Raw genomic sequence first — 12,707 nt, forward strand, 5'->3', positions numbered from 1 at the left:
CCCCGGAAGCGCGACTCAGAACCAGGACGTGACGGCAGACCAGCAGGGAGAGGTCAGGGGAGCAGGTCGCGGACGACGGCGTCGGCGAGGAGGCGGCCGCGGCGGGTGAGGACGAGCCGGCCGGCGACGAGGGCGTCCGGTTCGCCGAGGCCGTCGGCCACCGCGGCGGCCGCCGCCTTGCGGCCGGCGTCGTCGAGGACGGCGAGGTCGAGGCCGGCGGCCAGCCGGACCTCCAGCAGCACCCGCTCGACCCGCCGCGTCTCGGCGTCGAGGATCTCGCGGGCGTGCGCCGGGCTCTCACCCGACGCCAGCCGGGCCGCCCACGCGGCCGGATGCTTGACGTTCCACCAGCGGGTGCCGCCGATGTGGCTGTGCGCGCCGGGGCCGGCGCCCCACCAGTCGGCGCCGGTCCAGTACAGCTCGTTGTGGGCGCACCGCCCGGCCGCCGACGTCGCCCAGTTGGACAGCTCGTACCACTCGAACCCGGCCGCCGACAGCAGCGAGTCGGCCAGCAGGTACTTGTCGGCCTGGTCGTCGTCATCGGGCAGCGGCAGCTCGCCCCGCGACATCCGCGCCGCCAGCCGGGTGCCCGGCTCGACGATGAGCGCGTAGGCGCTGACGTGGTCGGGCCCGGCGTCGACGGCGGCCGTGACGCTGGCCCGCCAGTCCTCCAGCGACTCGCCCGGGGTGCCGTAGATGAGGTCGACGCTGACGTGCTCGAATCCGGCGGCCCGGGCCTCGGCCACGACCTGCGCCGGGCGGCCGGGGGTGTGCACGCGGTCGAGGACGGCGAGCACATGCGGCCGCGCGCTCTGCATGCCGACGGACACCCGGGTGAAGCCGGCCGCCCGCAGCCCGGCCAGCGACCGCGCGTCGACGGACTCGGGGTTGGCCTCCGTCGTCACCTCGGCGCCGGGCGCCAGGCCGAATTCGTCGCCGACGAACCGCAGCACCCGCCCCAGGTCAGCAGGCGGCAGCAGCGTCGGCGTGCCGCCGCCCACGAACACCGTCGAGACGGGGACGTCGGCCGAGCCGAGCACCCGCCGGGCCAGCCGCAGCTCCGCGATGGCGCCGTCGGCCCACGACGACCGGGACGCGCCGGGCGCGGCGCCCAACTCGGACGCCGTGTAGGTGTTGAAGTCGCAATAACCGCACCGCGTGGTGCAGAACGGCACGTGCAGGTACACACCGAACGGCCGGGTGCCGACGCCGGCCAGCGCGGACGGCGGCAGCGAGCCGTCAGCGGGCGCGGGCGAGCCGTCGGGCAGGGTGGAGGGCACGACCCATTGTCCCCGCCGGGCGGCCCGGACGCGAAACCGTCAGTCGTACATGCTGTCGATGACGTCCATGTACCGCTTCTCGACGGCCTTGCGCTTCACCTTGAGGCTGGGCGTGATGTCGCCGCCCTCGATGCTGAGGTCGGCCGGCAGGATCTCGAACTTCTTGATCGTCTCCCACCGCTCCAGCCGGGCGTTGAGCTCGTCGATCTGGCCCTGGATCAGCGCCCGCACCTCCGGCGCCCCGGTCAGCTCCTCGTACGAGCGGCCGCCGAGCTCGTTGTGATCGGCCCAGTCGGCGATGGCCTCGGGGTCGAGCGTGATGAGCGCGACGCAGTAGTTGCGGGTGTCGCCGTGGACGACGATCTGGCTGGCATGCGGGCTGACCGCCTTGAAGATGATCTCGATCTTCTGCGGCGCCACGTACTTGCCGCCGGAGGTCTTGATGAGATCCTTCTTGCGGTCGGTGACGCGCAGGTAGCCGTCGGCCAGCTCGCCGATGTCGCCGGTGTGGAACCAGCCGTCGGCGTCGAGCACCTCGGCGGTGACGTCGGGCAGCTTGTGGTAGCCGCGCATGACGACCGGGCCGCGGACCAGGATCTCGCCGTCGTCGGCGATCTTCACCTCGGTGGCCGGCAGCGGCGGCCCGACGGTGCCGAAGCGGCAGTCCCAGGGCACGTTGACGAAGCAGGCGGCGCTGGTCTCGGTGAGGCCGTAGCCCTCCAGGATCAGCATGCCGGCGGCGTGGAACCACTCGGCGACGTCGCGGGACAGCGCCGCCGCGCCGCTGACGAAGAACCGGATGTTGCCGCCCAGCCGGGCCTTGATCTTGCTGAACACCAGCTTGTCGGCGAGGCCGTACTGGAACTTGAGCAGCCCGGTGGGCTCCTGACCCTGCTGGCGCAGCTTCGACACCTTGGCGCCGACGCCGAACGCCCACTCGAAGATCTTCGCCTTCGGGCCGCCCTCGTTCTGGACGCCGGTGATGACCCGGGAGCGGACCTTCTCGAAGATGCGCGGCGCGCCGGCCATGAAGGTCGGCTTCACCACGCCGAGGTTCTCGACGATGTTGTCGAGGTCGCCGTCGACGGCGGTCGCGAAGCCGATGCGCAGCTGGATGGCCTCGAGCGTCTTGCCGAACGAGTGCGACAGCGGCAGCCAGAGGTACTGGACGTCGTCGACGGAGAGGATCTTGTGGGCGTCGACCGCGACGCCCTCGTACACCCAGTTGTCGTTGACCAGCCGGACGCCCTTGGGCCGCCCGGTGGTGCCGGAGGTGTAGATGAGCGTGGCCAAAGTCTCCGGCCCGACGGCGGCGAGGGCGTCGTCGACGGCGTCGGGGCGGTCGGCCAGCAGGGCGCGGCCGCGCTCGTCCAGCTCGGCCAGGCTCAGGACGCCGGGCCCGTCGTCGTCGCGATCGTGCCGCTCGACGCCGTCGTCGTCGAAGACCACGACGTGGGTCAGCGACGGCAGCTCGGCCCGGTGGTCGAGCACCTTGGCGACCTGCTCGGCGTTCTCGGCGAACACCACCCGGGTGTCGGAGTCGCTGAGGATGTACGAGACGTCCTCGGGCGTGGTGGTCGGGTAGACGGTGGTGGTGGCCGCGCCGATGACGTTGATGGCGAGGTCGGCCAGGATCCACTCGATGCGCGTGGTGGCGGCGATGGCCACCCGGTGCTCGTGCTCGATGCCGAGGTCGAGCAGCCCCGCGGCGAACACCCAGACACGGTCCTTGGTCTCGTCCCAGGTCAGCGACGACCAGCCGGAGCCGCTGGGGTAGCGGTAGGCCTCGCGGCTCGGCGTGGCCTCGACCCGATCCAGGAACATCCTGCCGACCGAGGCCGGCCGCACCGCGACGAGATCCGCCTTGTCCGTGGTGCCGAGGCTCATGCGTCATTCCTCCCAATCGCCCTTGACGGGACCAGCCGGAAACGGCCAGGTGGAGGAAGGTTACGACCTGGTAGCTTCCAGCGACAGTCTCCGCGGTCCACGGGTTTCCAAACCATGCACCGCAAGCATCCCCTCAACGGTATCCGACCAGGAGAAATCCTGGGCCCGGCGGCGCGCCGCCCTCCTCGCCGCGGGGCCCTCGGCGACCACGTCCAGGACCGCGTCGGCCATCGCCGCGGGGTCGGACGGAGCGGTCCGCCCGGACCCGCCGGTCACCAGCTCCGGCAGCGCGCCGCGGTCGCTGGCGACGACCGGCGTGCCACTGGCCATCGCCTCCAGCGCGGCCAGCCCGAACGTCTCGTACGGCCCGGGCGCGACGACGACGTCGGCGCTGGCCAGCAGCGCGGCCAGCTGCGAGCGGTCGGTGACGAACCCGGCCATCGTGACGGGGCGGCCCGCGGCCTGCTCGGCCACCAGGTCGCGGACCGAACCGTCTCCGCACACGACCATCCGGACGCTCGCGCCCCGCTTCACCAGCTCCTCGACCATCGGGACGAGCAGGTCCGGCCGCTTCTCCGGGGACAGCCGGACGGCGGTGACGATCAGTACGTCGGCGCCGCGGGCCAGTTCGGCGCGCAGCCGCGGGTCCCGCCGCCGCGGGTGGAAGGTGTCCAGGTCGATGCCCAGCGGCACGTGCGCGAGGTTGCCGACGCCCAGCCGGACGAACTCCTCGGCGGCCCACCGGGTGGTGCAGACGACGGTGCCGAACGACGACGCCAGCCGGCGGTTCCAGCGGTCCGCGAGCTGCCGGGTCGGCAGCGCGCGGCCGAGGTGGAACTGCAGCAGCGCGTCCAGCCGCTCGTGCGAGAACACCGCCGACGGCACCTTGCGCCGCTCCGCCCACGGCCCGATGCGGGCCAGCGTCATGCGGTCGGACACCTCGACGCGGTCCGGCGCGACGGCGGCGAGCAGGTCCTCGACGATGCGCCACCGAGTGATCATCCGGTAGCCGCCGGTGGCCGGGATGGCCGGCGCGGCGATCTCGACGACGCGTCCGTACGACGTGGCGCGGGTCGCGTTGCGCTCCCCCGGCACCAGCGCCACGACCTCGTGCCCGGCGGCGGCGTACCCGTCGGCGAGATGCCGCATCATCGTGCGGATCCCGCCCGAGTGCGGCGCGACGAAATTGGCGGCCTGAAGGATGCGCACGGCCGTCACTCTGTCGGCCCGGATCGGCCCCGAGGCGACGCCGATGTGTCCGGCCGGTGAATTCCTCCGCCCACTTTCGCCGCAGCTTCACGATTCGTCATGACGGCATTCACGAATTGCGGCAATGGGACGTGCGAGCCACGAAGCGATCGGGAAAACCTCTGGCGCCGGCCCGTCCCGGCCAGAGAATCCCCAGCTCACAAGATCGATATGTCCGTATTCTTCGTGGATAAGGCTAGCTATGTATTTGATCACGCTGATATGGAAAAATGCCCGTGGATTGAAGGGGGGCACTTGTGCCGAGGCAACGAAAACGCGAGCGCCGCGGATCGGCCGGGCTCGTCATCGGGGTTCTGCTCGTGATCGGCCTCCCGCTGCTCGGCTGGGCCGGCGTGAATGCGCTCACCGGCGGCGACGGCGGCGATGACTCGGCCGAGGCGGCCGACGGATCCCGGGCGGACGCGGCCGGCGAGACGTCGCGCGGCGAGACGCCCGGCTCGTTCGAGGCCGCCCAGACCGGCCGAGACACCGTCAGGGCGTGCGTCGAGCGGCTGGCCGCCGGCGACGCCTACGTCGCGAGCGCGGGCGTCGGCATCGGGCACTGGGGCGAGCACGTGCAGGCGCGGACGGACATGCTGGCCGGCACCATCGCCCAGGAGGACATGAAGGCCATCTGGAAGCGCACCCGGCTCTCCGGCCCCGAGGACGTCGCCCAGGCCACGGCCGCCCTGGAGGCGTACGACGCGCTGCCAGGATGCGACGACCTCGGCGCGCTGGAGGGCGCGCTGCCCGACGTCGCCGGCCAGGCCGCCGCCTGCCTGGAGCGGGAGGCCGCGATCACCACCGCCGTCGCCGCCTCGACCGCCGGGTTGCAGGACTGGGCCAACCACCTCAACGCGATGGCCTCGCACGCCGACGGCGAGATGACCGCGGCCGCGGCCCAGGACCTCTGGGTCGCCTCCTGGGAGGCAGCGCCGGTGAACATCGGCGCCTATGACGACGCGCATGCGCTCCTGGCCGCGGCGCCGGCCTGCGAGTGACGGCGCGGCGCTGACGCTGCCCGCGGTCGCCGGCGCGCTGCCACCGGCGGGCCCGGCCGGCCAGGCCGGCCTGGCCGGCCTGGCCGTCGTCGCGCGGCCGCAGCGCGAGCCGATCGTCACCCGGGCCGAACTGGCGCTGGCGTTCTCGACGCTGATCGTGCTGGCCGGCGTCGTGCTCGGCAGCGCGCTGGTGCGGCCGCCGCCGGCCGTGCACACGGCCGCGCAGTTCGTGCACCTGGCCTGCGTCGTGCTCGGGCTGGGCAGTGTGCTGGCGGTCGACTGGTTCGGGCTGCGCTGGCAGCTCGGCAAGGGGACGCTGCGCGAGGTGGTGACGACGGCGGCCGCGCTGGCGGTGCCGATCTGGCTCGGGCTGGGTGGGCTGATGCTGTCCGGGATGCTGCTCTCGCCCGACTACGCGTCGACGATCACGCTGGTCAAGGTCGCCATGGTGGGAGTTGCGGGGGTGGTCGGCGTGCTGGCGCTGGCGGTCAGCCGGCGGCTGGCGGCCCGCACGACGCCGTCGCGGCGACTGCTGCGGGCCGGCCTGCTGATGGCCGCGACGTCGCAGCTGGCGTGGTGGACCGCGACGGTGATCGGCTTCCTCAACCGGAGCTGACCGCCCGCAGCGTCACGGTGAACTCGGCCGGCCCGACGGCGAGCCGGTACTCGGGCAACGCCGCCGGGCCGCACGACGCGCTGCCCAGGCCGTGCTGGGCGAGGTCCAGGGTGACGTACACGCGGTCGCGCGGGCGCAGTTCGGCGTGGTGCCGGGCCGCCTCGAGGTCGGCGGTCGTCCAGCGCCGGACGGTCAGGCCGAACACCGGTGCGCCGTCGACGGCCAGCCCGGACCCGTCGGCGGCGTGGATGAACGCCGAACGGACGTCGCCGCGGTGCCCGTTCTCCTGCGGGTGCACGTACGGCGTCTGCAGGTCGTCGACGCCGCTGTGGAACCGTCCGACCCGGGCCGCCTCGCGGGAGTCCGGGTACGACTCCCCCGGGCCGCGGCCGAACCACGTGACGCGGTCGTACCGAGAAGGCAGCGAGAGCACGACGCCGAGCCGCGGCAGCCAGACGTCGGCGGGCCACGCCCCCTCGGGCGTCACGGACACCGCCAGCCGGACGGCGTCATCGCCGGCCGGCGTCCAGCGGTACACGGTGCGCAGTGCGAACGCCCGGGCGGCCGGCGCCACACGAGTGTTCACGACGAGCGCGGACCCGTCGGCGCGGACGTCGTCGACCCGGTGCGTCATCCGGTCCAGGCCGAGCGTGCGCCAGGTGGCCGCCAGGGTGGCCAGGCCGCCGGCGTCGTTGTCGATCGGCGCCCGCCACACGTCCAGGGCGGCGCCCGTGACGTCGAGGCCAGCCAGCCCGATGAGGCGGCCGGTCGCCGGGTCGAGCCGCGCGGCCATCGGCGCCACCGTCGCAGGGACGGCAGGCGCGTCCGTCACCCGCAGCTGCCCCCAGGCCACCTCGTGCCCGGCCGCCGCCCACGGCGTGTCCGCGGCGAGCACCGCACTCACCGTCAGCCACCCCTCGCCGGCCGTCGGCGGCAGCGGCGGCAGGTCCACCTCGGCCCGTCCGCCGGCCGGGACGACCGGAACCGGCAGCGTCCCGGCCGCCACCTCGGCGCCGTCGTCGGTCAGGGTCCACCGGAACGTGTACCGGCTGGTGTCCAGCACCTCGTGCAGGTTGGCGACGGTCAGCCGGTCGCCCGCGGTGAGGCGCAGCGGCTCCACCACCTTCTTCAGCTCGACCAGGCCCGGCGACGGTGTGCGGTCCGGGAACACCAGCCCGTCGGCGACGAAGGTGCCGCCGTGGAACCGCTCGCCGAAGTCGCCGCCGTAGGCGTAGTACGCGCGGCCGGACGCGTCGCGGGCGCGCAGGCCGTGGTCGATCCACTCCCAGACGAAGCCGCCCTGGCAGCGTTCGTGCCGCTCGAACAGATCCTGGTAGTCGCGCAGCCCGCCCGGCCCGTTGCCCATCGCGTGCGCGTACTCGCACAGCACGAACGGCTTGCCATCGCCCCGGCCGATCTCGTCGACCTCGGTGTGCGAGGCGTACATCCGGCTGTAGACATCGGAACAGGACGGGTCGCCCTCGTAGTGCACCGGCCGCGACGGGTCGCGCTCCTTCGCCCACGCGTACATGGCGGCGAGGTTGGCGCCGCTCCCGGCCTCGTTGCCCAGCGACCACATGATGACGCTGGGGTGGTTCTTGTCCCGCTCGACCATCCGCGCCATGCGGTCCAGGTAGGCCGGCCGCCAGCGCTCGTCGTCGCTGGGGTTGCCGCGCCAGTCCTCGTACGCGAAGCCGTGCGTCTCGACATCGCACTCGTCGATGACGTACAGCCCGTACTCGTCGCACAGCTCCAGGAAGTACGGATGCGGCGGGTAGTGGCTGGTCCGGACGGCGTCGACGTTGTGCCGCTTCATCAGCAGCACGTCGTCGAGCATGTCCTGACGGGTCAGCGCGCGGCCGCGGTCCGGGTGGAACTCGTGCCGGTTGACGCCGCGGAACAGGACGCGGTTGCCGTTGACGGTGAGCAGGCCGGCGCGGATCTCCACCCGGCGGAAGCCGATCCGCAGCCGGATCCGTTCCGTCCCGGTGACCAGCTCGCCGTCGTACAGCCGCGGCGACTCGGCGCTCCACGGCTCGACCGGGCCGACCGCGATCTCCTCGTTCGCCGCCGCGTCGATGCCCAGCGACGGGACCAGCACCCGCGCGTCGCCGTCCGCGTCGACCCGCAGCGTCCCGGCACCGCCGGACCAGTCGGCGTGGACGGTGAAGTCGTCGACGGAACCCGCCGGGCGAGCCAGCAGCGTCACGTCGCGGAAGATCCCGGACAGCCACCACATGTCCTGGTCCTCCAGGTAGCTGCCGGCCGACCACTGGTGCACCCGGACGGCGAGGACGTGGTCCGCGCCGGGCGTGACGTGGGCGGTGACGTCGAACTCCGACGGCAGCCGGCTGCCGGACGCATGGCCGAGCCGGCGCCCGTCCAGCCAGACGGTGAAGAACGAGTCGACACCGTCGAAGCGCAGCACCACGCGTCCGTCCCAGGCCGGCGCCCGGAACGTCAGCCGGTACTCGCCGGTCGGGTTCTCGTCCGGCACGTGCGGCGGGTCGATCGGGAACGGATACGGCGAGTTCGTGTACCAGGGCGCGCCGTACCCGTGTAGTTGCCAGTGCGACGGGACCGGCAGGAACGCCCAGGCCGAGTCGTCGAAGGACGGATCCTCGAACCCCTCGGTGGCGCGGACCGTGGGCGACCAGTGGAACCGCCACGCCCCGTTCAGCGACAGCGCCGGCGCGTCTGAGCCGAACGTGGCGCGCGGCGGCAGCGTCCCCTCGCCCGGCGTCATCGGCGGTCCCCGTAGCAGCGGACCTGGAAGATCGCCGCGGGGACGTCGCCGTGGCTCGCGACGACCTCGACCGTCAGCTCGTGGGTCTCCAGCGGCGGATCGAACGTGAGCGTGTCGCGGGTCTGGTGGTGGTCCGTGCGTTCGGCCACGACGGTGGCGCCGGCCCGCACCCGGTAGTGCCGGACGCAGAACGGCATCGCGGCCTCGGGGTGCGGCCAGAGCACCGTCTCCATGGCGTGGTCGAAGTCGGTGTCGAAGCTCAGCTCTACCCGTGCGATCAACCGCACCGACGGCCAGCGCAGCGACACAGCCGGAGCCGCGTCGTCGAGCCCCGCCACCCACGCGTTCGGCTGCGACGTCGGCCGCGCGTGCCCGTTGACCAGGCTCTCCGCGCCCCACGCACGCAGCGGCGGGTCCGCCGTCACGGCGAGGTTGTGCCCGCCGGGCCGCCGCTCCGGCGTCCAGAACTCCACCCGCGGCCGCCCGACCGCCGGGTCCGCCTCCTGCGTCCCCGGGTGCCGCACCGACACCAGGCCGGTCGCCCGGGTGAGCGTCGTCCGCACGGCGACGTCCTCGTTCGCCATGAGCGCGACGAACACGTACCGCGGCTCGTCGATCGTCACGTCGAGGTCCAGCTCGACCCGCTGCCCATCCCCTGCGTCCAGCGCGAATTCCTGACCGCCGAGCACGAGGTCGGGCGTGTAGTCGTCCGGCCGGTTCCCGGTGCGCAACTCCACCCGCAAGGTCGTCGGCGCGGCGACGTCGACCGTCAGCCCGATCCGCGGGCAGCGCCCGGCCGGCACCGGCAGCAGTTGTGCCCGCGGCGCGTCCAGCGGCACGGCCGGGCCGTCGGCGGGCAGCTCGGACAGGACGAACTCGCTCGACGCCGACACCGTCGCCGCGCGCACGAGGTCGTCCGGATCGTCGAGCCGATGACCGGGGATGTGCTGCCCGGCGCGCAGCAACTCGCGCTGCAGCTCACGCATCCGGTCCGGCTTGACGACGTCCGCCGGGCGCAGGTCGTCGCGGGCGCACAGCGCGGCGGCCATCCCGACGGCCTGGCCGAGCTGCGCGCAGGTGGCCATCACCCGGGTCGAGGCGAACGCGACGTGCGAGACGCTGATGATCCGCCCGGCGAGGAACAGGTTGCCGACGTCGCGGCTGACCAGGCAGCGATACGGCACCTGGTAGACACCGCGGGTGTGCAGGTGGCTGCTGCCCGCGTGCTCGCTGAACACGCCGTCGGCCGGGTGCAGGTCGATGGACCACCCGCCGGACGCGACGGCGTCGTCGTGCTGCCGCTGCTCGACGAGATCCTGCTGGCGCAGCATGGTGAGGCCCTCGAACCGGCGGCTCTCCCGCTTGCCCGGGATCAGCCCCACCCACTCCAGCGTCAGCGTCTCCGCGTCCGGGAACTGCCCGGAGTTCTTCAGGTGGTTCCAGACGCCGTAGACGACCTTCCACAGCTCCCACTTGATCGCCTCGGTGTCGTGGACGGTGTCCAGCCGGCCGCCGTACTCGATCCACCACAGCCGGCAGCCCTGCACCTTGGTGTCGAAGCTGCGCCAGCGCGGGATCTTCGTGATGTCGGTGAGCGCCCACTCCGGCGGGGTGAACTCCACCGGCTGGCCGACGTCCTTGCTGTAGAAGTAGATCGACTGGCCGAGCAGCCCGCCGTAGGACTCCTCCGGCGCGAACAGCTCGCCGAACTCGTCCTTGGACTCCGCGCCCATCCGGTACGCCGCGCCGGCCAGGTAGCCGAGCACGCCGTCGCCGGACGCGTCGCAGAACAGCGGCGCCGTCAGCTCGTAGCGGGTGGAGTTCTGGCTGCAGAACGCCGTCACCGACACGATGCGGTCGCCGTCCTTCTCCACCGCGGTCGCCGCCGTGTTCAGCAGCAGGGTGATGTTCGGCTCCGACACCACCTTCTCCAGCAGGACGGAGTCGAACAGGACGGCGTTGCCCTCGCGGTTGCGGAACACGTTCTCGACGAGCAGCTCGTCCAGCACGCCGCCCTCGCGCGACCACCGGTTGTTGTTGAACATGTGCGCGGTCGCGCCGAGCGCCCACAGCCGCACCTCGCTGGAGGCGTTGCCGCCCAGCACCGGGCGGTCCTGCACGAGCACGACCCGGATGCCGGCCCGGGCGGCGGTGACGGCGGCGCAGCTGCCGGCCAGTCCCCCGCCGACGATGACGAGGTCGGCGTCAAGACGCTCGGTGCGGAACTGACGGCCGTCGGTGGCCGGCTCGGTCACGAGGAGCGGACGTTCCTGGGTCATGCGTGGGTCCCTTACGTGTAGAAGAACTGCGCGCTGGCGACGGTGTCGGTGTCGCTGACCAGGCGCACCCAATGGGCGCTGAACCCGGCCGGGAAGACATGCGTGACGGTCTGGCCGGGCTCGACGACGAGCGTCTGGGTGGCGGCGAAGCGGCCGTGCCCATGCACGTCGATCTCGAGGGTGAACCGTGCGGTGGCGTGGCCGGCGTTCTCGACATGCACGCACTTGTGCTCGAATCCGGTCATCAGGTACGGGTCCGACGGCTCGCCGGCGCGCACCTCGTCCAGCCACCACGGCCCGCCCCAGCCGGCCGGCTTGCCGAACGACCACAGGTCGTCGGTCTTGCCGAACCAGAGACCCGACTGCGGCTCGGCCGTCGTCGAGCTCATCCCGCGGCTGGGCGACGCGTTGTCCATGCCGGCGACCAGCAGGCCTCGCCACGAGCAGAAGTCGCCCAGCACCCACAGGTGCGTCGAGACCGGCCGCACGCCCCAGACGCGGCCGCCGTACGCCCACGGCGACAGCTCGTAGAACATGCCGTGGTGGTCGAGCAGGAACCGCTCGTGCTCGACCTCCCGGATGCGCGGCCACTCGGTCTGCCACTTGTGGTCGAACGTGTGCGACGCCTTCGGCAGCCGGTACCGGGTCCACCGGCCGTCGGCGTCGGTGTAGACGGACAGCAGCGCCGACGCGCGATCCCAGCCGGAGGCGAAGATCGTCCCGCCGAACTCGTGCCGGCCGCCGATCGCGGTGTACGGGCGGCGCTCCAGGACCGTCCACGAGCGCCCGTCGAACTCGGCCAGCCGGCCCTCGGCCTGCTCGCCCCGCCAGTCCGGCTCGTGGTACTCGTTCGAGCAGACCACGAGCCGGCCGAACGCGGTGTAGCAGTCCTTGTAGTGCACGCGGAACTCGCCGGCCGAGCCGAGCTCGGCGTTGAGGTCGGCCACCTGGCGGCAGGCGAGCGTGCGCACGTCCAGCTCGAACAGCTCGCCCTCCATGCACAGCACGTAGACGAGGTTCTCGGGGTCGCGCAGGTGCCGCGACGTGCCGCACACCCGCAACGGCTCCAGCTCCGGCACGGTCCGGATCTTGTGGTCGGCGTCGATCACGTGCGGGCCGATGACCAGCTGGTTCGACGGGAAGTGCACGAACCGGTTGGTGTACGTGCCGTCCACGCCGAGCGTCTCGGGCACCACCTCCATGCCGAAGTCGGCGTCGATGCGGCGCAGGCTGGTCCCGCTGCCGCTGGTGCGCTTGTGCGAGAGGTAGTTCTGGACGTAGAGCTTCCCGGCCCACGGCATCAGCGCGCCGATGCCGATCTCGCTGCGCGGCGGGCCGAGGTCGGCGATCTGGGCGAGGTCTGGGGCGACACCGGAGATGTGCACGTCTGCTCCTTCAGGCTTCTGTGGCTTCCGTGGGTGCGTCATCGATGGTTGCGGGATCCGGGTCGCCATGGCTGCACCGATCCCTCAACCACACCGCGGCTCGGCTGACCATCGCCTTGGCCACTCTGGCCGCCGCCCCGGCGTCCGATATGCCCGGTCCCGAGCGACGACCAGCCATGCCAAGGCGGAGGCGGGTGGTGCATACAGGTGCGCATTGCGCAGGCAGCCGGCGTCATACCCTCGACTCCCCAGCACCGGACCGGTG

Annotated in this window: 8 protein-coding genes; 2 read left to right on the plus strand and 6 right to left on the minus strand. The window is 72.6% G+C overall.

Annotated elements, in window-relative coordinates; translation table 11 throughout:
* Window positions 1–53: 53 nt before the first annotated feature.
* Genes hemW through ACW62_RS19800 form a run of 3 tightly spaced genes read right to left on the minus strand, consistent with a single transcriptional unit; the run spans window position 54 to window position 4,376 of the window.
* The gene (gene hemW, locus ACW62_RS19790) at window positions 54–1,280 is read right to left on the minus strand and encodes a radical SAM family heme chaperone HemW (RefSeq protein WP_053205815.1); all 1,227 of its coding nucleotides are present in this window, start codon (window positions 1,278–1,280) and stop codon (window positions 54–56) included.
* A gap of 39 nt (window positions 1,281–1,319) precedes the next feature.
* On the minus strand, window positions 1,320–3,167 hold the full coding sequence (locus tag ACW62_RS19795) for an AMP-dependent synthetase/ligase (RefSeq protein WP_053205816.1): 1,848 nt from the start codon (window positions 3,165–3,167) through the stop codon (window positions 1,320–1,322).
* Between the two features lie 60 nt (window positions 3,168–3,227).
* Window positions 3,228–4,376, minus strand: a complete 1,149-nt coding sequence (locus tag ACW62_RS19800) for a glycosyltransferase (protein WP_053205925.1) — start codon at window positions 4,374–4,376, stop codon at window positions 3,228–3,230.
* Window positions 4,377–4,735: 359 nt separating this feature from the next.
* Here ACW62_RS19800 and ACW62_RS19805 point away from each other — a divergent pair, with 359 nt between their 5' ends.
* Window positions 4,736–5,416: a hypothetical protein gene (locus ACW62_RS19805; RefSeq protein ID WP_053205817.1), complete on the plus strand. Its 681-nt coding sequence runs from the start codon at window positions 4,736–4,738 to the stop codon at window positions 5,414–5,416.
* Window positions 5,382–6,032, plus strand: coding sequence for a hypothetical protein (locus tag ACW62_RS19810; RefSeq protein WP_053205818.1), 651 nt, complete (start codon window positions 5,382–5,384; stop codon window positions 6,030–6,032). Before ACW62_RS19805 ends, ACW62_RS19810 begins: the two co-directional genes overlap by 35 nt.
* Here the strand turns inward: ACW62_RS19810 and ACW62_RS19815 are convergent.
* The 3 genes from ACW62_RS19815 to ACW62_RS19825 are packed head-to-tail and all read right to left on the minus strand — an operon-like array spanning window position 6,019 to window position 12,442.
* Window positions 6,019–8,778 (minus strand): glycoside hydrolase family 2 TIM barrel-domain containing protein, encoded by a 2,760-nt coding sequence (locus ACW62_RS19815; protein WP_053205819.1) that lies wholly within the window; start codon window positions 8,776–8,778, stop codon window positions 6,019–6,021. The genes ACW62_RS19810 and ACW62_RS19815 overlap by 14 nt on opposite strands.
* On the minus strand, window positions 8,775–11,057 hold the full coding sequence (locus ACW62_RS19820) for an FAD-dependent oxidoreductase (protein ID WP_053205820.1): 2,283 nt from the start codon (window positions 11,055–11,057) through the stop codon (window positions 8,775–8,777). The genes ACW62_RS19815 and ACW62_RS19820 overlap by 4 nt, the downstream gene beginning before the upstream one ends.
* 11 nt (window positions 11,058–11,068) lie before the next feature.
* Window positions 11,069–12,442, minus strand: coding sequence for a hypothetical protein (locus ACW62_RS19825; protein ID WP_205629477.1), 1,374 nt, complete (start codon window positions 12,440–12,442; stop codon window positions 11,069–11,071).
* Window positions 12,443–12,707: the final 265 nt, after the last annotated feature.

Origin of the sequence: Jiangella muralis, assembly GCF_001270745.1 — a bacterium.
In the GTDB taxonomy this organism is placed as follows: Bacteria; Actinomycetota; Actinomycetes; order Jiangellales; family Jiangellaceae; genus Jiangella; species Jiangella muralis.